Raw genomic sequence first — 22,734 nt, forward strand, 5'->3', positions numbered from 1 at the left:
GGGGGGGGGGGGGGGGGGGGGGGGGGGGGGGGGGGGGGGGGGGGGGGGGGGGGGGGGGGGGGGGGGGGGGGGGCGGGCGGGAGGCGCGGGGTGGCCCGGAGTCGATAATGAGCGCTGCGGACAGGCAGATTGCACAGGCGAATAATATCCCGATTGTGAATGCAGATATCGGCGGCGAAACAACACGCGCTCTTGCCCGCTCTGTTGCCAACCAGTCACCAGAGGCCAGAGCAGTAATCGAGCGGACAGCCAGTGACCGCTTTGCTGGACAAGGCCAAAGAGCGACCGAGTTCATTAAAAAGATTGTTGGCGGCAACGCTGATGATATTGGCTACAGACACGCATTGCAGGAGCAGGCCAGATACCACAATAAAGCCGCCTATGATGCAGCATACAGCGCCCCACATGCTCAGCAGGTCTATACCAAAGGTTTGCAAGACCTTATGCAGTCGCCTTCACTGCGAAAGGCTGTTGCTGATGTACCAACACGCAGCGCAGACAGAGGCGCGGTTCAGGGTTTCAAGGAAATCGGCAATCCGTTCACGATAAATAGCCAAGGGGCTTATGTGCTGTCTCAAAAAGCAGACGGAACGCTCGTTGCGCCCAATTTGCAGTTTTGGGATCATGTTAAGCGCAATCTTGATAGTCAGATTGGCACAGCGCAGAAAGGTGGCGATGCTACGTTTGCGGCTGATCTTACCGCCATTAAAAACAAGCTGACCTCTGAACTGGATACGGCAGTTCCAGCCTATAAACAGGCGCGTCAAGGTGCTTCCGGTTTCTTTGGTGCAGATGATGCGCTCGACGCTGGTCGCAAGTTTGTTAACTCCCCGCGCAGTGTGCCGGAAGTGCGGCAGGCATTTAATGCCTTCAATGGAACTGAAAAACAGGCTTTTGCAACCGGTTATGCTTCTGAACTGATAGACAGGATCAAAGCGACCAATGACCGCTCAAATGTGATTAATCAGGTATTCAAATCTCAGTCAGCACGGGAAAGTATGGGAATGGTGCTTGGCGCTCAGAAGATGAAGCAGATTGAGGCCTATGTCCGTGTTGAGGATTTGGCCGACCGGTTGCGCGGGGCAATGGGCAATTCCACTACAGCCCGCCAATTGGCCGAGCTTGGGATTGGTGCTGGCGCTGGTGCCTATGGTGCTTATACCGGCGATTGGGGTAGCGCGTTAACGGTCGGGGCATTGACCGCAGGTGTAACCCGTGGTGGCCGCTGGCTTAAGAATAGCGCGAATGACAAGGTGTTGCAGCAAATGGCAAACCTGCTGACAAATGAGCACCCACAGGCGCTTATTATCGCAGCACAACAAGCCGCAATTAAGCCGACCTATATGAGAGCCTTGGAGAAGCTATCTGAAATGTTGGCTATACCTGCCCGTAGTGGGGCAGTAATGGCTGGTCAGTAAAAGAAAGAGCGCATCCATGCGGCTAGATCCCCCGCATAATTCGCTTTCAACCACCATCCAAGCGGCAGCAACAGAGCTGCCGCGATGATGTAACCGATAAGGGCGAATGGCTGAGGATTGTTTTGCATGAGCGAACCATAGTACTGGTAGTGAAAATGTCGAGCAAATTCTATCTATAAGCAGCCAGGCAGTCTCTAAGGCGCCGCAAAAGCTTTAGAAGCACGATTAAAAGCCCGTGATATCTTCAGGGCTAAATGGCCCGACAGAGGCCCGAATACATGTAGTTAGCTCTTTGATGGTTTCTGTATGGTGTCTAATCGCCTCTGAGGTTAAGGATATATCTTGTTTCTTGCCGCTCCCAAAATGACGAGGAGTTAAAAACGGATCTCCATCAGCATTAAACCAGTACATGCCATGAGCCACGTAGTTTCTGAATTGTATAGCTTTTTGAGTATCAGCTTTTAGCGCGGATATATTATGCGCTAGTGCGTAATTGTTCTTTTTGGGCTCTGCAATTCCGCACAGGATTTCGAATTTTGGACTTAAGTTTGAAACAGTGGACATGATAACGCGTGCCGCATCTTTATTGCCATCTAGCAATAATGACATTGCAGGAAATATCCAGCAGTCAAGATTTGAGCACGACATAATTAGGTAACCAACTTCTGCGCCAACATCTGGAATTCTGCGAAAGTTATTGAGTTCTATTTCTTCGCTCATGATTCTGCCCCTTACTATTCAAGGACAAATAAATCAGCTTGGATTTGAGGTCGCAATATCCCCGCTTGGAACGGTGGCGCATCAGTGGGGCGCTGCTCTGAAATCCTCACTGCTAACAGTGAAGGAACAGTGAGGGTTGGGCTTACTGCCAGAAAGTTAAAGTGCGCCAGTTATCGGGGAATCCCATCTCCTGCGGGGCGGCTAAAGGGCAGCTATCCACTAAGGCAATTAAATTTTGCCGCCATTCTGAATCAGGAGCAGCGATTTTAATCAAATACCCAAGTGCAACGAGTGAATTGTATAGCCGCCTCTTTTCAGTGGCGTTCATGGCTAATTTAATTGCGGTTGGCGATGCTGGTACAGACATGGTTACGATGAACTGTTTATTCCAAAGTCTGCCATGATGAGCGCAAATGTTGCGGACGTAGGCGATATGATGAACAAGCGACACCATTACTTTTTCATCAAGGCCATAAGTTTTGGCAATGGCCTGTCTATCAGAACGATGTTTAAGGTTCCCATACCATTTAGAAAGCTGGCCGAGTGAAAGGATTTCCGCAATCATCCATATTGGTGGTTGTGGCGGGTCGTCGTATTTCGCTCTATAATGAACGATAAATGTATCTTTTGATTTTCCGATTTCATCAATCAAAGATGCGAAGGCCTTAGCGTAATAGTCTGCGCGCCCATAAATAGCTGCATCAAGATAACCGTGAGAGCCATACTTCATCGCTAGATGATGCGCCCAAGCTCCGCGGAAAGAGACTTCAATACGCTCTATTGCATCCATGATATGAAGACGTAACTGCCTGTCAAAGACGTAGAGCGACAACACATCATTAAATGATGTTCCAGCAATAAAGGCATGGTCGCCATCATTTTCAGCAGGAAACTCAAATGGTAGCCAATATGCCCTAAGACGATAATAACTGACATGTGAAAGATAATGTCGCGCTTTCGGAACATCATTAATTATCATGCCTCGATGCTGGAGGCGGTTTATCTGGTCGTCGATGGAAAGGGAGGGTTTGGAGAATTTCAAATCCAGATTCCTAGCGCAGATAAAAAGAAACCCGCCGGGGTGCGCAGTTCAAAGCCGAAGCTATGTCCGAGGCGTGGCGGGTCTTGTTAGTATCTATATGGCGTATTTGATACGTATTGACAACTAGTGATATGACTTTTGATATAAATTAATTTGGTCTGCTGAATTTCTTCAAGCTGCAAGAGCAGTCATAGTGCAAGTAGCTCATCAGCTTGCGCCTCTGTCATATCGGTTGGCTTGCCCCAACTCGTCCAGACTTCTAGCATTTTGTGATAATTCTTATGAGCCCCATGAGCATTCAGATAATGTTTGTGTTCGTTAAATTTGCCTTCCTCATGGATCAAAAAATTAGCATAGCTCAAATAGCTAGCTTCACTGTTACCATCAAAGCCAGGAAATTTGGGCTCAAAATTTTCAAAGCGCAAGCGACCAGATATATCACGGTCCCCTCCAGAGTTTTCCAGTGCCTCTTTATTCTTTGCCAGCTTCAACAGATAGTATAGCCACAAAATGTCCTGTACGAATTTGGATTCATCTTCGTGCATCGGCTCATGAAGCCCATCAATATAATCGTCGTATTCAAGCTCATAGCCATCGGACAAAACCCGTATGTGATTTTTGTACGCATTTTCATCGCCTTGGATTAGACCCATGATGCGATACTGGTTGATGAGAATAGCACGTTCAGCGGCAGATAGTTTTGACACGAATTTACCTTTACGAATCAATTTCATAGGCTAGTTTGAAACAATCGCATTTCTCCGCATTGGTAGAAAGACATTCGCTGATCTATTAAAAATTAATTCGAACGCGGGCAAGTGTTTTCATTATTCTATTTCTGGCTGTTTCTCATTTCTTCAACCTCACCCCCGCGCCGCTATACTTGCTTCAATGCAGATCTATCACGCTTCCATCCGACATTTCATTGTAAAGCAATGCATTAAGAGGTCTTCCGGCAATCACGCACTGGTCTGCAAAATCATTGATTGCTGCAATCGTCCATTCATCACCACCCCGAAATAACCGCTGCTCATTGTTTTTGGAAGTGGCAGGTTTCCCGTGTAATAGGCCATTGCGCTCTATTACCAATAACTCGAACTGTTCCGCAAAAGGAGCAATCTTGGTGCGAAGTGTTTGGTCTGCAACCCGCGAGAAAAGTATTTTCAGGTCTTTAGCAATTGTTCCAGCCGTCTTTTTCTTTGTTTCGATTGTGCCGATGTAATTGGGTTTAAGCCGCTCACAACACCAAGCTGCGTTCCACTCTAACCGTGCAAATGCGATTGCGGCTAGTCCTACGGCCTGAAAGTATTCAGGGTCTTGCGGTATTAACAAGCGTTCGTCGCTCATTTGTCAGCCCTTATTGCCACACCAGCGCCCGCTGACACTCCCCCATGTTCAAGGAACTGCACGCCTGCATCCTCTAACGCCCTTTTGATGGCGGTGAGGTTATTATGTGTGGGTACGCGGCGACCTTTCTCAAAATCGCGAATAGTAGAAAGCCCTAAGTGCGCGGCTTCTGCAAGCTGCTCTTGTGACCACTCGATTAAGCCTCTAGCGGCTCTTGATTGTGCTGGTGTCATCATGGCTACTTTATAGCGCAACGAATTAATTTCATCAAGAAATAACGAAAACTGTTGACGATTAACCTTAACGAGTGATAACTGTCATTTATTGATGATTTTCGTTGACTTGGAGCAACCAATGCCAAACGCACCCGTTCCGGCAAGCGCCGAAGGTATGCCTGCATATAAGACTGCATGTGAAATTCACGACAGCATATTTCTGGCTCTGGATATTGCTGAGAACCAGTTACCGCCTCGAGAAGAAACCTGCGAGTTGATGCATGAGGCTTGCGAACTAATGCGCGATGCCCTGAGCCAAACGAAACAACTATTGGAGAAGCTATCATGAGTGGATCGGTGCCAGACATAAAACTAACGCCAGCAGGCAAATTGGGCGAGACAGCCACCATGCGACCAGCGCTAAAGTTTACGAAGAAAGATGCGCAGCTACCATTTACAGCTATGGCTTTACTTGATGTTTGCGCTTTGGCGGTGAATGACCTTGATGCAGACGGGAGTGCGGAACACACCAGACGCTATGCTAGCAGTATCTCGACTGTGATTAATCATGCGCTTGATGTGTTCGTAGATTTTCACGAGAAGCTGGATCGGTTAGGCCGCTTGGAGGTATCAGAATGAACGCTTCACACAGTCTACTAGGCGCAAATGATCTGCTGAGCATATCCGGTCATTTGATTGAAGCTATATTCATGGCAGCATGTGACCTGTCCGACAAACGGCAGATAGAAGCTATCCAACAGGTATGCATAGTCGCACAAAAGCATATCAATGATGCCAGTGAGATTATTGAAGCCGTTCGTACGGAGGCAAAGTAATGACGCTCATTCGTGTTTGGATAGCGCTTGCAATTCTCAGAGTGAGCAGAAAGTTTTCATTCTGGTTGCTGCCGGAAGCTAAAGGGATACGCGATGAAGCAGATCAATAGCCCTGTCATTCATAGTTTCCGTAGACGGTTGCTCGAAAAGTGGATTGAGGATGCAATTGCTCTCTTAGATCAATTTGACGGTGATGCAGACTTTGAAGATTGCGATGATGATTATGTGGATGAACGAGAAGAACCGCGCCGTATCATGGGCGGGGCTGGCGCATAGTATTCATGCTGAAAACAGCGCCGTATCAGCGTGAGTTTTGTCACTCCATAAAAAGGTGGGTGAGAGCGTAAAATAGGCTGAAATAGGCAACTTCTTGCATTGTAACGAACATGACGGACGAACTAGGCAGACAAAGTCGGGGAGATTCACCGATTAATCCTACATCATTACGCATGTGGAGTAGGAGTTTTCGGGCGCTCAAAAAACCGCTCAAAATCAGTTTCGTCGGTTATGTCGGTTTTGTCAGGAGGGGGTATAGCAAACTCTGAGGAGAAAACAGAGCAGAAACCAGCGCTACCGTACATAATAGAGACGCTGAAAGCTATAATCCTACCAGCGATTAAAAGGTGGATGCAGGGGTGGATTGAGAAAAATCAATCCCTCACAAGACATTGAAATTGCTTGATATTTTATAAATAAATGGTGCGGATAGAGGGACTCGAACCCCCACGGTCTCCCGCCAGAACCTAAATCTGGTGCGTCTACCAATTTCGCCATATCCGCAACCGAAGCACGTATGCTTTGATGTGCGCCGCTCTATAGCATTCAATTTTCCGGCTTCAAAGGGGAAAAACAGATTATTTTTGATAAGAGACTGTCATACACAGATCTTATCATTTCCCCTTTGTAATCTCACTCAGAACAACGGTTCATCAAAAACCTGTTTGCCGTCAATTCTGAGCGCGCGGATCGCCGCGACACCTTTTTCATTCACTGACAGAACAATATCAACGCTGCTGTCGCGCTGGGCATTTTCAACTGCCAGCCCCTCGCCCTCCGGCACATAATAGCGCTCAATTCCATAAACAACAGGAAGGGTTGAACTATCATCATAGAACTGGAACGGCGCTTCGACTTCTCCGCGCAAAAAGATTTCGCCGTCCTTTAATGCATCCGGAACATCAAATTGCGCCCGCTGTGCCTCCCACAAACCATCGGCCTGTTTCTTCAGCACCACATAAATATAGTTCAGGCCGCTTTTGCGTTGCGGCTGACCGCTAATCATACGAGCAGGCAGGCGGGAAATTTCATAGCTCAGAATAACATAATCGCCGCGCATCAGATCACGCGGATCAACCGGCAAAGTCCGAAGCACCACTTCCGAACCGCTGCGCAAAATACTGATACGCTGCTGAACACCTGCCAGCATCACACCTGACTGCAACAATGCCGCGATAATGGCAGCGACATAAAGCCAGCGCTTTTTAAGAAAACTCATGGCTGCTGCTCCCCATCATGAACGGACACCGCTTTAACAGTTGAGCCATGCAGATATTTTTCCATACGGGTAACCAGATAAGCCAAGCCCATCACCAACAAACCACCGATAAGGAATACACCCGATGTGCCGATCATTGTCCCCACTGTCAGTGTGGCCAGATACAACACATGCAGCGAGAAACCGGCATAGGCAAACCAGCGTAATTGTCCGCTTTTTTCACCGGCAATAATCAGCGCAAAAACACAGATGGCAATCGCTGCCAGCGAATAGACCGCATCGGCACCGGCCTCATAACTATTGAACAGGTCTTTATGCTCAACCTGAAAGATAAACAGCGCGATCAGCAACGAGGCCAGACCATAACCGGCCAGCTGCGAGCCAAATCCGTAGCTGTAACGTTCAAACGCCGGCCAACGCCCCTGACAAATCACCAGCACAGCACCGAGGGCAATCATCAGGATCAAGATCGCCTGATTTTCAATATCAAAATACAAAGTGAGGAAATAAGCCAGTGTCAGCGCTGCCAGCAAATGCATGGCCTTATCCGCTTTTGTGTAGATAATGGCTCCGACACAGGCGAGAATATAAAGCGGCATAACCCAGCGATAAGATGCAACCAGATTGACCTGCCCACCAAGCTCATTCAGCACGGTTGACAGATAAAAGCCACCGATACCCAATGCCGCAGCGGTCAAAATCGGCGCGCGCAGCAGCACTGCAGCAATCAGCACACCAACGCCCCATGCCAGCGCCGCCGTCGTCATATCACCGGACATATGATACATCTGCCCGATCAGCGCGATACCGGCACCATAGGTAATTGCCGAGAGCAGATAGAGCGCCGGTGCAAAAACCGCCGCCAATGTGCTGCCCTGCCCGCTTTCGCTGCGCCTCTGCAACCATGCGCCGCCAAGATAACCGCTCCACATGACAAACAGGATAAGCGCCACGCGCCAGACACGCGGTATGACTTCCCAATTGGCTGCAACAAACAGGATCAGCGCTGCGCCAAGCAATAATGCGCCAAGCACGGCGAGAACACCGCCAATACCAAAGCCGTTCTTGCGGGTTTTAACATCAAGACGCAGCCTGTCTGCGGTTTCCTGATCCAGCAGCCCTTGTGACTGCCACTGGTCGATCTGACTTGCAAGGGAAACAAAAATGGACAAATGGCGATCCTGTTATAATGGTTGCTCCGGCTTGCATGAGAACAAACCTGCCCGATGCAATAGACGAGCGCATAGCTTTACTATCGTGTTAAATTAAGACGAACGCTCAGGCAATCCCGGCTTACCGGCTTCATCAGGGTTCAGGCGCACATAATCCGCTTTCAGATCTTCCGATGTTTTACGGCTGCCGTCATGGCTCCAGCCAGGCGGCGCTGCCATATACATCAGCCTTTGCCGCAGGCTCAGCCCCGGCGCAAACACATCTTTCATCATCCCCGCCCATTCATGAAATGCCACCCGCACCGGATTGAAAGTACCGATATTGCGCACGATCCCGTAGCGCGGCATATCTTCCGGCAGTTCTTCCACAAATGTGCCGAATAATCTGTCCCAGATAATCAAGGTGCCGGCAAAATTCGCATCCAGATATCGCGGATTGGTTGCATGATGCACTCGGTGATGCGACGGCGTATTGAATATGAACTCAATAGGCTTCCACATTTTGCCGATTGCCTCGGTATGAATCCAGAACTGGTAGATCAGATTAAATCCATAGACGAAAGCAATAACTGCCGGATGAAAGCCCAGCAATACCAGCGGCACCTGCAATATAAACATGCCGGTGATCTGCCCTGTCCATGACTGACGCAGCGCTGTGGTCAGATTATAATGCTGGCTGGAATGATGATTGACATGCTCCGCCCAGACCCAGCGCACCCGATGGGCAATGCGGTGATACCAGTAATAGCGCAAATCATCGAAAATAAAGGCAGCGATAAAGACCCACCAATGCAGTCCGAGATCAAAGAAACGGAACTGCCATACCCACAGCAAAGCTGTAACAGACACAAAACCGAGCAACAGCCCTGCCACAACATTACCGGTGCCCATTAGCAGACTGGTCAGCGCATCACGGGTCTCAAATTCGCCCTTGCGGTGCCAATAGCGCACAGCAACCAGCTCAATCATAATCGCAAGGAGATATAAAGGCACTGCCAGCAGTGTTACGTCGAAGAATGCCGGATCATTCATAAAGACAACTCCCCTTTTATTGTTGAGGCCGCGCCAGCCATTCACAGACCTGATCGCGTGTCTTTTTGTCATCGAAAGAAAAAACAGCCACAGGCCATGTAAAATCATGCATCTGCAGAAACAGTCTTGTTTCGTCCTGCTTACGGATTTCCGCAATATCTTGCGCTTTTAAAATGCGTGTCAAAAATTTAGCACCCACCGCATGAACAATGCCGGTTCCCTGCTGCGGCAAGTCAAAAAAAGCAGTGCGCCGGTCTTGAGTATAATAAATGCGGGTGATCAGGCTTTCCGGATAATCCTGCCGGAAACGCTCCAGCACATCCTTATCACTGTTTAAAAACGCCTGCCGGTTACCGCCAAGCAGATGGACAGCCACTGCGCCAGCGATAATACCGGCAACGATCATGCCAATCAGTACAGGCAAACTCAGCACGCGACCTGATCTCCCCCTGTAAACAAGCCGTTCCCCTTCATGAAAGCAAGGTTCCCACGAAAATTCCCCGCATTCAAGTATCCAAAAATCGCACAGGCACTCAACAACCAGCCCGCAATTTTACCAGTCACTAACCTTAATGCCGTGTCGCCTTGCATAGCTCTTGAAATGTCACAATTTCTACACAACCCACAGGCGATATTTTTGTGAGGCTTAATGCGTCATACCGCATTTAAATTGCCCGCAATCATAGTTTAACGAACGAAAATTGCGACCGGCACCAATTTTGTCCAAATAGCGACTAAATAGCGATTTAAATCGTTTAAATGAGGTCTGCAAGGCTCGCAGAGGAGCTATGCAATCTTGTCTCTCCTCATTTCTGATCACCCGGGCTATATACAGGACAACAGATTACACAACACAACTGAACACAATCGAGGGTTTTAAAAATGAACATCATTCGCTCTTTCAACAACTGGCGCCGTTACCGTGACACAGTTTCCGAACTGAACCGTTTGTCCAATCGTGAACTCGGTGACCTCGGTATCTCCCGCTCCGACATTCCTTACATCGCCCGCAAGTCCAACACTGCCGGTATGTAATTTAAGCAAGTCATTGCTAAAACTGTCAGGATCGGGAATTCGCCTGAACTGATAGTATGTATGCCACGAAATATCTGTGCCGGAGTTTTTCAACCACCGGCACAGACGGATAAACATCCTCCCCTTACATGACCGGTATTCCTCCTCCCGTACCGGTCATGTTTTATTGCCTGCTGTTGTCCCTCCCGTTTTTCAGCAGGCATAGCGCTGTCAGGACTATGTCCTCCATTCTGCGCTGACTGATATCCCCCCATATCAGTCCTCCTTAAGATAGCTCTGTCGCCCTCCCTCCTGCGACAGGGCTATTTTTTTATCCATTATTCCTATCCGCAAAAGCTTGTGATCTGGCACAGAGGTGATTGATGCTGCGTTGTAAAAGCGGTATTGGACAAAGCATGTCCAATTTATCATCCTATTCACCTGTTCACATTATCGGCGGCGGCCTCGCAGGCAGCGAAGCGGCATGGCAGATTGCTGAAGCAGGCATTCCCGTCATCATTCATGAAATGCGTCCGGTGCGCGGTACAGATGCGCATAAGACCCACGGACTGGCTGAGCTTGTCTGCTCCAACTCCTTCCGCTCGGATGATGCTGAAACCAATGCCGTTGGCGTACTCCATGCTGAAATGCGTCTGGCCAATTCGCTGATTATGGCCTGCGCCGATGCCAATCAGGTTCCGGCCGGTGGTGCGCTGGCGGTTGACCGTGACGGCTTCTCTGATGCAGTCACTGCAAAGCTTGAAGCGCATCCGCTCATCACTATTCAGCGTGAAGTGGTTGAAGGCCTGCCACCGGAAGACTGGGGCAATACCATCATCGCCACCGGTCCGCTGACCGCCGCAGAACTGGCGGAGGCAATCGCACAGGAAACCGAAGCCGATTCCCTCGCCTTCTTTGATGCGATTGCGCCGATCATCCATTTTGACAGCATCAATATGGATATCTGCTGGTTCCAGTCGCGCTATGACAAAGTTGGTCCGGGCGGCACAGGCAAAGACTATATCAACTGCCCGATGGATAAAGAGCAATATCAGGCTTTCATTCAGGCTTTGATTGATGGTGAAAAGACCGAGTTCAAAGAATGGGAAGGCACACCTTATTTCGACGGCTGTCTGCCGATTGAAGTGATGGCAGAGCGCGGCCCTGAAACATTGCGTCACGGCCCGATGAAACCGATGGGACTGACTAATGCCCATAATCGCGATGTGAAGCCCTATGCAGTTGTGCAGCTTCGTCAGGATAATGCACTCGGCACGCTCTATAATATGGTCGGTTTCCAGACCAAACTGAAATATGGCGAACAGACCCGGATTTTGCGCATGATTCCAGGTCTGGAGAATGCGGAATTTGCCCGTCTCGGCGGTTTACACCGCAATACCTATCTCAATTCGCCGATCCTGCTTGATACCAGTCTGCGCCTAAAATCCCGCCCGCAGATCCGTTTTGCAGGCCAGATTACCGGTTGTGAAGGCTATGTGGAATCTTCAGCAATGGGTTTGCTCGCCGGTCGTTTTGCAGCTGCACAGCAGCGCGGTGAGACTTTGCCGCCACCGCCCGTCACAACAGCTTTTGGCGCTTTGCTCAATCACATTACCGGCGGTCACCTGGTCAGTGATGATGAACCGGGCAAACGTTCTTTCCAGCCAATGAATGTGAATTTCGGACTGTTTCCTGAAGTTACAGTTCCGAAACAGGAAGGCGTACGCCTGCGCGGCAAGGAAAAGACACAGGCCAAAAAACGTGCTCTCAGCGCACGGGCTCTCAATGACTTCAAAGTCTGGTTGCAAGAACAGCAGTAACATTTAAAAAGCCGCCTCAAAGGGCGGCTTTTTTTTGAGCATTTCCAGCAAAAGTGGAAACCGGTTTTGCGTAAGGATAATGCGTAAAACAAAAGGACAGAGCGGTTCTATTGTTTCAATATGAACGGAAACCGCTCTATGATTTGAGTGAGGATTTCAGATATATCCACTGGCGCCGTAATTGTGACAGGTCAATGCCCTGCCCGGCCACCAGATCAGCCTTGCGCTCCGCGCGCTTCAGCACCAACGGAACCAAACGCACCGGCAGATAGGCTGCTTTCAGGCTTGCCGGCATAGGCTGTTTTTCAAAAGCCGCATAATGCTCCTTCGCCAAAGCTGTCACCACAGCCACGACACGCTGCATCGCCGCTTTGTCATCCCCCTTGATAAATTGCTCTGTCGAAACACCCACAGCCTGCAACATATCTTCCGGCACATAGACCTGCCCGCGGCGGCGATGCAAAGGCATAAGTCGCAGTAAACCGCTGACTGCCTGCGCAACACCCGCATGGCCGGAGAGTTCAGCCGAGGATTTCGCCGCACCGGCATCCAATATCATTGCCGCCATCTGCAAAATGGCGCAGGCGGTTTCGCCGCAATAGCCTTCCAGATCATTGCGGCTCGGCATCGGATCATTATAGAGATCAAAAATCCGCGCCTCACAATAGGCATCAAATACGGAACGCGGCAGCTGATATTCACCAATCGCCTTGAGCAGCAAAGCCGCCACCGGATTACCGGTCACTGCACCATGTTCGGTGCCATTGATAAGATCACGCCACCATTGAAGACGCACTTCTCCCGGCAATGCATCATGTACCACATCACGGATACGGGCGATTTCTGCATTGAATGCATAGAGTGCAGCAAGCGCAGGCCGCTTATCTTCCGGCGCATAAAGCACAGCCAGATAGCGGTCAAAATCACTCTGGCGCAGAAATTGCAGGCAATGCTGATAATGTCCGGTCTCGGCCGCTGAAAGTGTCACGGCTTTATTGTCAGTTTCAGCCACGCTCTCACTCCACGGCAATCAGAGCGGCGGCAACGGCACGGTCTTCCGCAAGCAGCACATTATAGGTGCGCACAGCAGCGCCGGTGCTCATCGGATCGGATGAAATGCGGTGCTCACGGAGCACAGCCTTAACATCTTCCGGTATCCGGCGCAGATCCATACCCGTGCCAACCAGCAGAATTTCAATATCGCTTGCCTGTTGCAGGATCATATCCAGATCAGCCACGGTCAGAATTGGTGACTGTTTTGGCTCCCAGCCATGAATGCCGGATGGCAGACACATTAATGAACCGCGATGCGACATTTCCGCAAAACGAAACCCGCCATTTCCATAGGCATCAATCGGTGCCCGTCCCGGAAAATGCGCCTCACGGATTTCAATGCCAGTGTTCATTTCGTCTCTCTTTATCTTGAGCACTATAATCTGCTCAGCCCCGCATGGATGGCAAGCACTGATATGCGCCCCTTCTACAACAATATGGGAGTTTTACCAGTTTATTACAGTGCATTTCAGTCTGATAAAACAGCATTGCCCGCAGGAGCTTCTGCGGGCAATGCTTATTCTTATATTTTGCTGATTGGTCAGCTTGCGGTTTGTGGTTCCGCGTTTTCGCTGACATCTGACGGTCTGATGCCGAGCAGCCAAAGCAACGGCCCCGCAATATAAATCGACGAATAGGTCGCGATAATAATCCCCAGCGACATCATCACTGCAAAGGAACCAATATCCGCGCCGCCAAAGATGTAGAGCGGGATCAGCGCCAGCAGCGTGACCAGTGAGGTCAGAATTGTGCGGGACAACGTCTGATTGATCGCAGCATCCACCAGCATACTGACCCGTGTTTGCGGATAGCGGCGCAAATTATCACGCACGCGGTCATACACGACCACCGTATCGTTAAGCGAATAACCGATAACCGTCAGCAGCGCCGCAAGGCTCCACAAATTATATTCAAAGCGGAACAGCGCAAAAACACCGATCATGATGATAATATCATGCGTCGTTGCCAGTACCGCACCGACAGCAAACTGCCAGCGGAAACGCAGCCACAAATAGGCAAAAACGCCGATCAGTGCCAGTCCGAGTGCTGCATTACCAATACGCGACAAATGATCGGAAACTGTAGGTCCCACCACTTCAACACGCTGGAAATCATAATCCTGCTCGAACTCGTCACGCAATTTCACGACTACGGTCTGCTCGGCATCATCACCGGCATCCTGCGAGCCGATCAGCAGTTCAGCAAGATTTTCATTCTTACCCTGCACCACCCGCGCACCGTCAATATTCAGCTCAGACAGACGCAAACGAATATCATCCAGATCCGCAGGCCCTTCACGCGACTGCAGCTCGACTGAAGAACCGCCGTCGAAATCGATGCCGTAATTCAAACCCAAAGTGAAATAAAACACGAGGGCAGTCACACAGACTGCGGCAGAGATAATCGCCGTAATGCCGCTCAGTTTCATAAAGCCGATTTTGGTATTGGTTGGCACCAGCTTGAGGAAACGTGCCGGAATCACCGTTGGTTTCGACTGGCGAACCCAGAGAGAAATCAAGAGACGGGAGAAGGTGTAGGTCGTGAAAAGTGACGTCGCAACACCGATGGTCACGATGATCGCAAACTCATGCAACGGCCCGCTGCCGAACATCAGCAGGACCAATGCGGCGATCAGCGTTGTCAGATTGGCATCCACAACACAGGCACGCGCGCGGGAAAAACCGGATTCAATCGCCTGTACAACAGAATAACCGTTACGGCGATCTTCACGCATTTTCTCAAACAGCAGAATATTGCTGTCCACCGCCATACCGATTGTCAGCACCAGACCGGCAATGGTTGCCAGCCCGACTGCAACGCCGAAGAATGACACGACGGCAATCATCAGCATAACATTGACGCCAAGCGCAATCACAGAGATCAGGCCAAGCAAACCATAGGACAGCACCATAAACAGGGCGACAACCACAAGCGCACTCAGCGCAGTAATCAGTCCGTAGCTTGTATAATTCTGACCAAGTGCCGATGCGATGCTGCGCTCTTCCAGAACCTGAACCGGAGCAGCAAGCGGCCCCGAACGCAGAACAACTCCAAGATTGCTTAGTGTTTCCAGATCGAAATCACCGGTGATCTGCAGATTGCCGGTCGTAATTGCTTCCTGAATACGTGGAGCCGACACAATCTGATTATCAATCACAACAGCAAGAACAGAGCCGGTATTTTTGGTTGTAAAGTCGGCCAGTCCTTTTTTACCCTCTTCTGTCAGAGAGATGGTAATCACTGAATCCTGTGCGGTATTCACGCCGACTTCCGCATCTGCAATGTCTTTACCGGTAAGAACCGGTGCTTTTTTAACAATATAACCAACCGGCGGATCATCGAACGAATAGATGACTTCCGAATCCTGCGGAACCAGCCCCTCTGCCAGCGGATCCGGCGTAGTCACCGTTTTCGCCTGACGGAAGCTGATGTCCCCTTTAAGACTCAGGAGATCTTTGATGAGCTGTGCATCATAAACATCCGGCACTTCAGCGCGTATCTGGTTTTTGTTCTGCACATTGATACGGGCATTATCATAGCCCAGTTCAGACAGACGGTCGGCCATAACGGCTGCGGTTTTATCCAGATCTTCCGCAGTAATCTTAGGCGATGACAGAACAACACGCGTACCGCCTGTCAGATCAAGACCGGTAATAATCTGCCCTTTCGGGAAACCGCCAGGCAGACCCGACAATTGCTGTGCGGAAAAGAAATTAGGTAACGCGAAGATAAAACCGGCCAGAACGACCAGCCAGATCAGTACCGATTTCCAGCGCGGGAAATAGAGCATCGGCAATCCATCCGTAAAATTGATGCCGCTTTGCAGCAAACCCGCAAAACAGACAGGATCAGACGTAACAGTGATGTTTTGAGAATAACCGCCGAATAGAACACGGCAAATTCTGCTTACACCACCTCATTTTCTGATCTTATACGTGATTCGTACAAATCTCAGCAGGCACACAGGCGGATGGCGCAGATTTTAAGCTGATGATGCGCTATTGCAGCACATCAAATTATATATTCAGACCAATAAAAAAGCCCGCTCAAAGCGGGCTTTAATAACAATAAGCAATAAGCTTACTTGTTCTTGTTGTCGGCAACCGGTTCACCACGGGTGCGCACATCACCGATGGTGGAGCGCAGAACGCGGATCTTGATACCGTCAGCAATTTCAGCTTCCAGTTCATTGTCGTCGATCACTTTGGTAACTTTAGCAATAATGCCGCCACCGGTAATGATTGTGTCATTGCGGCGGATATTGGTCAGCATTTCACCGCGTTTTTTCATCTGATTACGCTGAGGGCGGATAATCAGGAAATACATAACAACGAAAATAAGAATAAACGGCAGAATGCTCATCAGCATATCCGCGCCACCGGCACCACCGGCGGCCTGAGCGTAAGCAGGGGTAACAAACATGAAAGTGACTCCTCGTCAAACTGAAAACTGTCCGATGCTTCTCGGCTGCAGAATTCCTTAAACCGATTGCGGGTTAGGGAATTATGTAACCAAAGCCGTCATATTTCACCGGCATGCATCAAATTCATTCACTGCGCATTACAACGGTTATACGCCGTTATGCAACCATAGATGCAAATTCTTAATCCACTTTACCAGTACGGCCATCATTTTTTTCACTCCGGCCTTGGTTACCGGCATAAATACAATATTTTCACACAACCGTACCCATGGGTACTATTCAAAGACAATAATCTTGCTAAAGTCAGCCTGTTCTTGAAGACAGTCTTTAAGAAGCAAACAGAAACAGTCCGGTAAAGCCGGTAGCTACAGCTCAAGTGCTTTACTTAAAATCCGGGCATTCTTGCATCCCGTCATAAGTCTGAGGACCGGATACAAGAGTGCCGCGGATAGAATACAGGCTTTAAAATGAACACGACTGAGCAATTATTAAGTGCCAAACTGGATCAGCTGCTGGCTGTTCTTGAACGTATGGCACCACCTGCCCCAAAACCGTTACAGGCAGAGAGTGCTGATACTTTTGTCTGGGAGCCTTCCCGCCTTGAACTGGCACCGGTTAAAAAGGTCAACCGCGTTGATCTCGGCCTCATTCATGGTGTTGACCATGTGCGCGATCAGCTGGTGAGCAATACCGAGCGTTTTGCCCGTGGTTTGTCTGCAAATAATGTGCTGCTCTGGGGCGCACGCGGCATGGGTAAATCCTCTTTGGTCAAAGCCGCGCAGGCTTCAGTCAATCAAACCGCTGAAAAACCACTGAAGCTCATTGAAATTCACCGCGAAGATATCAACAGCCTGCCGGTATTGATGAATCTCATCAAGGAGAGTGACTACCGTTTCATTCTGTTTTGTGACGACCTGTCCTTCGACCATGACGATACATCCTACAAGTCACTGAAAGCGGCGCTTGAAGGTGGTGTCGAAGGCCGTCCTGACAATGTGATTTTCTATGCCACATCCAACCGCCGCCATCTGATGCCGCGTGAAATGATTGATAATGAGCGTTCCAGCGCTATCAATCCGTCTGAAGCGACAGAAGAAAAAGTCTCTCTCTCCGATCGTTTCGGTCTGTGGCTTGGCTTCCATAAATGCAATCAGGATGATTATCTGGCGATGGTTGATGGCTATGCCGCGCATTACAATTTCAACTACCCTGTTGAAAAACTGCATGCGGAAGCTCTCGAATGGTCAACCACACGCGGCAACCGTTCAGGCCGTGTTGCCTGGCAATATGTACAAGATCTAGCCGGAAGGCTTGGTATCGCTTTAAGCGCCTGATTAGGTGATTTTCGCTTTATTTGCCGCAAAACCTCACAAGTTTTGCGGTAGATTATCCTCAATATGTTTTTTTAACAGCACAATTGTTCTCTGAACTGCCTGTTGCTGCTGTTGCCAGTCAAACCCGCTATTTGACAAGTAATCCTGTCTCGCATGCTCCAGCAAAGAAGCGGCTTCTTCCGGCAAACGCGGGATTGCCCAGTCAGCAGCGCTATTTTTCGGCAAAAAATCACCGTCAACGACAGTGCGCCACATCCGTGCCAATGTCAGCAACACATTGCGCTCATCGCCTTGCACATCAAGAATAAGCGCTGCTAATGCGTCAGCAATCGCCTGACGAATATTGTCCAGAGAAATATCTGTCATAAAATCCGCAAGCGGCGCACCATAAAGCACCACAGCTTGCTGACGTGCCTGTGCCAATAGCAACGTATATTCAGGATCACTCACCTTTTGCGCTACGCCACCGGCCTCAAACTCATCGCGCAACCACTCACCATAAACCAACTCGCACTTTGCAGGATAAGATAGCGGGGAGAGATCAGCCTGTTGCATTATAACCAGTTCAAGCGGACGTGGCGCTCCTTCCGGTGCAGGGTAACGCCCTGAAACCTCGAGCAATCCAGATGTTAAAACCTGTCGCTCCACTTCCCTTAACGGGCGATTAATTACAGCCAGCACATCCACATCACTATTCGGACGCAAACCACCGGCAACAGCCGAACCATGCAAATAAAAACCAAGCAAAGCACTACCGAGGCAATCACGCACAACAGCAAATGCCTTCTCCGCCTCTGCAGGAGTTTTTATTATTTCAGGTGACATCATTGCTCTGTTCTGCCGGACAAACTTTGTGAAAGCCAATATTAGAGCGCCGCGTGCCAGACTTGGTAAACAAAGGTCGCTCTAAAGCAAAAAACCGCTCCGGCCTGTGACCGAAGCGGTTTTTCTATCTCATTGGAAAATTTTAAGTTTCCAGATATTTCGACGGATTAACCGGCGTTGAATTCTTACGCACTTCAAAATGCAGTTTTGGTGATTTCGCATTGCCGCTCATACCGGAGCGGGCAATTTCCTCACCGCGACGCACTTTCTGACCACGCTGTACATTGATCTTGCTGTTATGACCATAGACAGTCACAAGACCATTTTCGTGGCGCACCAGAACAGTCTGACCAAATTCCTTCAGCCCGTCACCGGCATAGATGACCACACCGTTTTCAGCCGCTTTAACCGGCGTACCTTCCGGCACCATAATATCGATACCGTCATTCACAGTGCCGCCGTCACGCTGACCAAAACTGGTCAGCACCTTGCCACGCACCGGCCAGCGCATCTGCGAGATACCGGTTGCAGAAGGCGCCATGGCGACATCCTGCTCGGCCTCTTCAATCACCTTATTGCTCGCCTGCGGCGGTGTATAAGGTTTCACGCTGCCATCCGGCACCTGTTTTGCAGCAGCAGGCGGGGTTGAAGCTGTTTTAACTGTCGTATCTACCGCAGCCTGAACCGGCTTGGCAACAGCCGCAACCTGCGTTGCAGCAGCAGTTGCGGCAACCGGGATCACGAGAGACTGACCGACGCGGATTGTACCGTCGCTCATACCGTTAGCCTGCTTGAGAGCTGCAGCTGTCACACCATTGCGCTGAGCAATCGCATGCAGTGTATCGCCGCTCTGCACAGTGTAACCACCGGTCGCAGCAGCCACTTTTGCACCCGCATTGGCAACAGCATTATTCACTTTATTCGTTGCGGCCTGCTGGGCATTGGCAACAGCCTGTGTGCCGTTTGACTTCAACTGACCAAGGGTCTGCGTACCGCCATTGGCAGCAGCAACCAGTGCGCCGCCCGCAGCGGCTTTAACGCCCGGAATTGTCAGTGTCTGCCCTGCCCGCAACATATTCGGGTCAGTCATATTATTCGCAGCCATCAGATCACTCGGCGACACATTAAACCGGCGCGCAACGCCGTAAAGTGTTTCACCCGGCTGTACCATTGCACTGTTCACCGAAGCTGCCGCAGCATTGGTCATATTGCTGCCAGCCATTGCAACCTGCTGTGTCGCCTGATCGCGTACTGACTGAACATTATTCTGCACAACCTGCGCAGCCCCCATCGGTGCGGCAGTCCCTACCGGCGGCAACTCATTACGCTGCACATTACCGGAAGCTACGCGCTGCGCAGCCGGCATAGACGGATAATTATCCGCGCCGCTATTCTGCTGTGAGGACTGATTCTGTGACTGCATAATCGCGCGCTGATTATTCGTCGATCCAGTCGTAAGGCCATCCGTAAAGCGTGTCATATCCCCGCTACAGCCAGCAACCACACCTGCAAGCAGGATGACCGCGCTATGACGCAAAAGACGCTCGGACGCATGATGCAAAACATTTCTACGCATATTCAACCCGTCCATACCCGAAACTCTAAGTAGACTTATTAAAGCGCGTTAATGTTACCTGCTGGTTAAAATTGCTGCAAAAAAATTAAAAGATTCATCAAACGGATACCATAATCGCTAAATCAGGCAAATTTGATACACGACAAGCTACTCCGAAGCCTGTCAGACCACTGTACCAACCATAAAACAGGGAAATAAATCAGTCGCAGCCTCAGAGAAACGCAGCAGAGCCTTCGATAAACGGCTGATAGCGCACCATCATCAGGTCTTCGCGCTCAAAGCGGCTGCCGACTTTAGCCATGCGGCACATGACCTGCTGCCCGTCAGCCTGCCCGACCGGCGCAATCATCACGCCATGCGTTGCCAGTAAATCCAGATATTGCCTTGGTATTGCATCCGATGCCAGCCAGACAATAATACGATCGTAAGGACCGCCGGCTACACCATGGCGGCCATCTGCATGTTTGCAAACAACATTTTCGATCTGATGCGCCTGAAACTGATTACGCGCTGCTTCTGCCAAAGTTTTATAACGCTCAATCGTCGTCACACGCGCGGCAAGGCGCGCCATAACAGCGGCAGTGAAGCCCGACCCTGTGCCGATTTCCAGCACGCGATGTCCGGATTCAAGCGACAAAGCCGAGAGAAAACGCGCCTGATCGTCCAGCCCTTCAATTGATTCGCCGCAAGCCAGTGGCAAAACACGATTGCTATAGGCAAAATCCTGATAGGCAGAATTAATGAAATGCTGACGCGGCGTCGCTTCAATAGCTGCAAACAAACGCGGATCATGCAAACCCCGACTGCGCATACGCAATACAAAAGAGGCAAAACCTTCTTTGCCGCTCATGCGATATTTACCCGTACTTGCCCGCATATGAATATTCATGAACCCTGCCCGAAGTCAGATTTATAGCTAATCAGGCAGCATCATCCTTCAAAATTGTAAATTCAGAGATAATGCAGAAAAATAAAAATGCCGGAGACATTTCCGCCTCCGGCATTTCTTAAATGCACACCTAAATATCAGGCTTTTTCGATACGGGTCATGCCGCCCATATAAGGCACCAGAGCCTCAGGAATGGTGATGCTGCCATCTTCTTCCTGATAATTTTCCATCACAGCGATCAGCGCACGGCCAACAGCAACACCGGAACCGTTCAGCGTGTGAACGAAACGGGTCGCTTTTTCACCGGCGGCACGGTAGCGCGCATTCATGCGGCGTCCCTGAAAATCGCCGCAAACAGAACAGCTTGAGATTTCGCGGAATGTGTTCTGACCCGGCAACCATACTTCGATATCGTAGGTTTTCTGAGCGCCGAAGCCCATATCACCGGTGCAAAGTGTAACGGTACGGAATGGCAGACCAAGACGCTTCAGAACTTCTTCAGCGCAACTGGTCATACGTTCCAGTTCGGCTTCCGAGCTTTCCGCATCGGTGACCGATACCATTTCCACTTTCCAGAACTGGTGCTGGCGCAGCATGCCGCGTGTATCGCGACCGGCAGAGCCGGCTTCCGAGCGGAAGCAAGGTGTCAGCGCAGTCACACGCATCGGCAATTCAGCGCCATCCACAATCTCGCCATTGACCAGATTGGTCAGCGGCACTTCAGCAGTCGGGATCAGCCAGCGGCCGTCAGTGGTGCGGAACAGGTCTTCCGAGAATTTCGGCAGCTGGCCTGTGCCATAAACCGCATCATCACGCACCATCAGCGGCACCATGGTTTCAGAATAACCATGTTCCGTGGTGTGCAGATCAAGCATAAACTGACCAAGCGCACGTTCCAGACGCGCAAGTGCACCTTTCAGCACGGTAAAACGTGAGCCGGACATGCGTGTTGCACGCTCGAAATCCATCAGACCGAGGGCTTCGCCCAGTTCAAAATGCTCTTTAGGCTCAAAACCGTAATTACGGATATTGCCGACACGACGTGTCTCGACATTATCATTCTCATCCTTACCGACAGGAACACTGTCATAAGGCACATTCGGCAGGCTCGAGAGAACATCATTGAGCGCTTTGTCGAGACGGCGCTCTTCTTCTTCAGCCTCTGTGAGGAAGGTTTTCAGTTCGGCAACTTCCGCCTTCAGGCGGTCAGCGGTTGCCATATCTTTTTCGCCCATCGCTTTGCCGATCTCTTTCGAGGCGGCATTGCGGCGCTCCTGCGCTTCCTGCACCTTGGCGATATGCTGACGGCGGGCTTCATCCAGCGCCAACACATCGGAGGATACAGCAGAGGCTCCGCGCTTACTAAGGGCAGCATCAAGAGCTTCAGGGTTTTCGCGTATCCATTTAATGTCCAGCATTGGAAGTACCGTTATTTTTAGGTTCAGGTTCACCGTAATCACAACAAGCGGTTACGGCAGGCTCTTATATCGCAACACGATCATAACTGATCCGCTGCAATGCA

At 50.2% G+C, this 22,734-nt stretch carries 24 protein-coding genes and 1 tRNA gene; 6 read left to right on the forward strand and 19 right to left on the reverse strand.

Annotated features, from left to right (window positions below; all coding sequences use genetic code 11):
* Positions 1-107: 107 nt before the first annotated feature.
* Positions 108-1,418 carry a hypothetical protein gene (locus HBA93_RS14955; RefSeq protein WP_221723782.1) on the forward strand — a complete coding sequence of 437 codons (1,311 nt, stop codon included), beginning with the start codon at positions 108-110 and terminating at the stop codon, positions 1,416-1,418.
* Here HBA93_RS14955 and HBA93_RS24230 read toward each other — a convergent pair.
* The 6 genes from HBA93_RS24230 to HBA93_RS14980 form a co-directional block, all read right to left on the reverse strand.
* Positions 1,412-1,546, reverse strand: a complete 135-nt coding sequence (locus HBA93_RS24230; protein ID WP_256377855.1) for a hypothetical protein — start codon at positions 1,544-1,546, stop codon at positions 1,412-1,414. The two genes, HBA93_RS14955 and HBA93_RS24230, sit on opposite strands and share 7 nt — an antisense overlap.
* 97 nt (positions 1,547-1,643) lie before the next feature.
* The gene (locus HBA93_RS14960; protein WP_221723783.1) at positions 1,644-2,138 is read right to left on the reverse strand and encodes a hypothetical protein; all 495 of its coding nucleotides are present in this window, start codon (positions 2,136-2,138) and stop codon (positions 1,644-1,646) included.
* 142 nt (positions 2,139-2,280) lie between these two features.
* Positions 2,281-3,180 carry an Abi family protein gene (locus HBA93_RS14965; RefSeq protein ID WP_221723784.1) on the reverse strand — a complete coding sequence of 300 codons (900 nt, stop codon included), beginning with the start codon at positions 3,178-3,180 and terminating at the stop codon, positions 2,281-2,283.
* Between the two features lie 188 nt (positions 3,181-3,368).
* Positions 3,369-3,887, reverse strand: a complete 519-nt coding sequence (locus HBA93_RS14970) for a YfbU family protein (protein WP_221723785.1) — start codon at positions 3,885-3,887, stop codon at positions 3,369-3,371.
* Between the two features lie 181 nt (positions 3,888-4,068).
* Positions 4,069-4,527, reverse strand: coding sequence for a hypothetical protein (locus HBA93_RS14975; RefSeq protein WP_221723786.1), 459 nt, complete (start codon positions 4,525-4,527; stop codon positions 4,069-4,071).
* Positions 4,524-4,763, reverse strand: a complete 240-nt coding sequence (locus HBA93_RS14980; protein WP_353619367.1) for a helix-turn-helix domain-containing protein — start codon at positions 4,761-4,763, stop codon at positions 4,524-4,526. Before HBA93_RS14980 ends, HBA93_RS14975 begins: the two co-directional genes overlap by 4 nt.
* 324 nt (positions 4,764-5,087) lie before the next feature.
* Here HBA93_RS14980 and HBA93_RS14985 point away from each other — a divergent pair, with 324 nt between their 5' ends.
* Both HBA93_RS14985 and HBA93_RS14990 read left to right on the forward strand, forming a co-directional pair.
* A complete protein-coding gene (locus HBA93_RS14985) occupies positions 5,088-5,381 on the forward strand; it encodes a hypothetical protein (RefSeq protein ID WP_221723787.1) in 294 nt (97 codons plus the stop codon).
* Between the two features lie 290 nt (positions 5,382-5,671).
* Positions 5,672-5,854, forward strand: coding sequence for a hypothetical protein (locus HBA93_RS14990; RefSeq protein WP_022711084.1), 183 nt, complete (start codon positions 5,672-5,674; stop codon positions 5,852-5,854).
* 421 nt (positions 5,855-6,275) lie between these two features.
* Here HBA93_RS14990 and HBA93_RS14995 read toward each other — a convergent pair.
* The 5 genes from HBA93_RS14995 to HBA93_RS15015 all read right to left on the reverse strand — a co-directional run bounded on the left by HBA93_RS14995 (position 6,276) and on the right by HBA93_RS15015 (position 9,710).
* A tRNA-Leu gene (locus HBA93_RS14995) sits at positions 6,276-6,358 on the reverse strand.
* Positions 6,359-6,491: 133 nt separating this feature from the next.
* Complete coding sequence (locus tag HBA93_RS15000) at positions 6,492-7,073, reverse strand: GDYXXLXY domain-containing protein (protein ID WP_122093942.1); 582 nt, start codon at positions 7,071-7,073, stop codon at positions 6,492-6,494.
* Positions 7,070-8,245 carry a DUF2157 domain-containing protein gene (locus HBA93_RS15005; RefSeq protein WP_221723788.1) on the reverse strand — a complete coding sequence of 392 codons (1,176 nt, stop codon included), beginning with the start codon at positions 8,243-8,245 and terminating at the stop codon, positions 7,070-7,072. The genes HBA93_RS15000 and HBA93_RS15005 overlap by 4 nt, the downstream gene beginning before the upstream one ends.
* A gap of 93 nt (positions 8,246-8,338) precedes the next feature.
* Complete coding sequence (locus HBA93_RS15010) at positions 8,339-9,277, reverse strand: sterol desaturase family protein (RefSeq protein WP_121993406.1); 939 nt, start codon at positions 9,275-9,277, stop codon at positions 8,339-8,341.
* 16 nt (positions 9,278-9,293) lie between these two features.
* A complete protein-coding gene (locus tag HBA93_RS15015) occupies positions 9,294-9,710 on the reverse strand; it encodes a hypothetical protein (RefSeq protein ID WP_221723789.1) in 417 nt (138 codons plus the stop codon).
* A gap of 449 nt (positions 9,711-10,159) precedes the next feature.
* Between HBA93_RS15015 and HBA93_RS15020 the strand changes: the two genes are divergently transcribed.
* Together HBA93_RS15020 and trmFO are read left to right on the forward strand one after the other, a co-directional pair.
* On the forward strand, positions 10,160-10,312 hold the full coding sequence (locus HBA93_RS15020) for a DUF1127 domain-containing protein (RefSeq protein ID WP_022711474.1): 153 nt from the start codon (positions 10,160-10,162) through the stop codon (positions 10,310-10,312).
* 395 nt (positions 10,313-10,707) lie between these two features.
* Positions 10,708-12,111, forward strand: a complete 1,404-nt coding sequence (trmFO, locus tag HBA93_RS15025) for a methylenetetrahydrofolate--tRNA-(uracil(54)-C(5))-methyltransferase (FADH(2)-oxidizing) TrmFO (protein ID WP_122093980.1) — start codon at positions 10,708-10,710, stop codon at positions 12,109-12,111.
* Positions 12,112-12,247: 136 nt separating this feature from the next.
* Here the strand turns inward: trmFO and HBA93_RS15030 are convergent, their stop codons facing one another.
* The 4 genes from HBA93_RS15030 to yajC form a co-directional block, all read right to left on the reverse strand.
* Entirely contained in the window at positions 12,248-13,123 is an 876-nt protein-coding gene (locus HBA93_RS15030) for a phytoene/squalene synthase family protein (RefSeq protein WP_353619365.1), read from the reverse strand.
* 4 nt (positions 13,124-13,127) lie between these two features.
* A complete protein-coding gene (locus HBA93_RS15035) occupies positions 13,128-13,517 on the reverse strand; it encodes an Mth938-like domain-containing protein (RefSeq protein ID WP_022711477.1) in 390 nt (129 codons plus the stop codon).
* Between the two features lie 188 nt (positions 13,518-13,705).
* Positions 13,706-15,955, reverse strand: a complete 2,250-nt coding sequence (gene secD, locus HBA93_RS15040) for a protein translocase subunit SecD (RefSeq protein ID WP_121993452.1) — start codon at positions 15,953-15,955, stop codon at positions 13,706-13,708.
* A 290-nt stretch (positions 15,956-16,245) separates the two neighbouring features.
* Positions 16,246-16,587, reverse strand: coding sequence for a preprotein translocase subunit YajC (yajC, locus tag HBA93_RS15045; protein WP_022711479.1), 342 nt, complete (start codon positions 16,585-16,587; stop codon positions 16,246-16,248).
* Between the two features lie 468 nt (positions 16,588-17,055).
* On the opposite strand from yajC, the gene HBA93_RS15050 reads away from it, so the two are divergent.
* Positions 17,056-17,922, forward strand: a complete 867-nt coding sequence (locus HBA93_RS15050) for an ATP-binding protein (RefSeq protein ID WP_121993403.1) — start codon at positions 17,056-17,058, stop codon at positions 17,920-17,922.
* A gap of 33 nt (positions 17,923-17,955) precedes the next feature.
* Here HBA93_RS15050 and HBA93_RS15055 read toward each other — a convergent pair whose 3' ends face one another.
* From HBA93_RS15055 to serS, 4 genes are all read right to left on the reverse strand, one after another.
* Positions 17,956-18,750 (reverse strand): aminoglycoside adenylyltransferase family protein, encoded by a 795-nt coding sequence (locus tag HBA93_RS15055; protein ID WP_221723790.1) that lies wholly within the window; start codon positions 18,748-18,750, stop codon positions 17,956-17,958.
* 139 nt (positions 18,751-18,889) lie between these two features.
* Positions 18,890-20,113, reverse strand: coding sequence for a LysM peptidoglycan-binding domain-containing protein (locus HBA93_RS15060; protein ID WP_502910124.1), 1,224 nt, complete (start codon positions 20,111-20,113; stop codon positions 18,890-18,892).
* Between the two features lie 421 nt (positions 20,114-20,534).
* Positions 20,535-21,212, reverse strand: a complete 678-nt coding sequence (locus HBA93_RS15065; protein WP_502910122.1) for a protein-L-isoaspartate(D-aspartate) O-methyltransferase — start codon at positions 21,210-21,212, stop codon at positions 20,535-20,537.
* Between the two features lie 137 nt (positions 21,213-21,349).
* Positions 21,350-22,630, reverse strand: a complete 1,281-nt coding sequence (serS, locus tag HBA93_RS15070; RefSeq protein WP_221723792.1) for a serine--tRNA ligase — start codon at positions 22,628-22,630, stop codon at positions 21,350-21,352.
* Positions 22,631-22,734: the final 104 nt, after the last annotated feature.

This window comes from Ochrobactrum sp. SFR4 (assembly GCF_019730395.1).
Taxonomy (GTDB): Bacteria; Pseudomonadota; Alphaproteobacteria; order Rhizobiales; family Rhizobiaceae; genus Pseudochrobactrum.

What these genes read in the sequence shown, in the direction of transcription:
- HBA93_RS14955 (WP_221723782.1), top strand. Translation starts at nt 108, where the DNA reads ATGAGCGCTGCGGACAGGCAGATTGCACAGGCGAATAATATCCCGATT.
- HBA93_RS24230 (WP_256377855.1), bottom strand. Translation starts at nt 1,546, where the DNA reads ATGCAAAACAATCCTCAGCCATTCGCCCTTATCGGTTACATCATCGCG.
- HBA93_RS14960 (WP_221723783.1), bottom strand. Translation starts at nt 2,138, where the DNA reads ATGAGCGAAGAAATAGAACTCAATAACTTTCGCAGAATTCCAGATGTT.
- HBA93_RS14975 (WP_221723786.1), bottom strand. Translation starts at nt 4,527, where the DNA reads ATGAGCGACGAACGCTTGTTAATACCGCAAGACCCTGAATACTTTCAG.
- HBA93_RS14980 (WP_353619367.1), bottom strand. Translation starts at nt 4,763, where the DNA reads ATGATGACACCAGCACAATCAAGAGCCGCTAGAGGCTTAATCGAGTGG.
- HBA93_RS14985 (WP_221723787.1), top strand. Translation starts at nt 5,088, where the DNA reads ATGAGTGGATCGGTGCCAGACATAAAACTAACGCCAGCAGGCAAATTG.
- HBA93_RS14990 (WP_022711084.1), top strand. Translation starts at nt 5,672, where the DNA reads ATGAAGCAGATCAATAGCCCTGTCATTCATAGTTTCCGTAGACGGTTG.
- HBA93_RS15000 (WP_122093942.1), bottom strand. Translation starts at nt 7,073, where the DNA reads ATGAGTTTTCTTAAAAAGCGCTGGCTTTATGTCGCTGCCATTATCGCG.
- HBA93_RS15010 (WP_121993406.1), bottom strand. Translation starts at nt 9,277, where the DNA reads ATGAATGATCCGGCATTCTTCGACGTAACACTGCTGGCAGTGCCTTTA.
- HBA93_RS15020 (WP_022711474.1), top strand. Translation starts at nt 10,160, where the DNA reads ATGAACATCATTCGCTCTTTCAACAACTGGCGCCGTTACCGTGACACA.
- trmFO (WP_122093980.1), top strand. Translation starts at nt 10,708, where the DNA reads ATGTCCAATTTATCATCCTATTCACCTGTTCACATTATCGGCGGCGGC.
- HBA93_RS15035 (WP_022711477.1), bottom strand. Translation starts at nt 13,517, where the DNA reads ATGAACACTGGCATTGAAATCCGTGAGGCGCATTTTCCGGGACGGGCA.
- secD (WP_121993452.1), bottom strand. Translation starts at nt 15,955, where the DNA reads ATGCTCTATTTCCCGCGCTGGAAATCGGTACTGATCTGGCTGGTCGTT.
- yajC (WP_022711479.1), bottom strand. Translation starts at nt 16,587, where the DNA reads ATGTTTGTTACCCCTGCTTACGCTCAGGCCGCCGGTGGTGCCGGTGGC.
- HBA93_RS15050 (WP_121993403.1), top strand. Translation starts at nt 17,056, where the DNA reads ATGAACACGACTGAGCAATTATTAAGTGCCAAACTGGATCAGCTGCTG.
- HBA93_RS15055 (WP_221723790.1), bottom strand. Translation starts at nt 18,750, where the DNA reads ATGATGTCACCTGAAATAATAAAAACTCCTGCAGAGGCGGAGAAGGCA.
- HBA93_RS15060 (WP_502910124.1), bottom strand. Translation starts at nt 20,113, where the DNA reads ATGCCGGCTGCGCAGCGCGTAGCTTCCGGTAATGTGCAGCGTAATGAG.
- HBA93_RS15065 (WP_502910122.1), bottom strand. Translation starts at nt 21,212, where the DNA reads ATGAATATTCATATGCGGGCAAGTACGGGTAAATATCGCATGAGCGGC.
- serS (WP_221723792.1), bottom strand. Translation starts at nt 22,630, where the DNA reads ATGCTGGACATTAAATGGATACGCGAAAACCCTGAAGCTCTTGATGCT.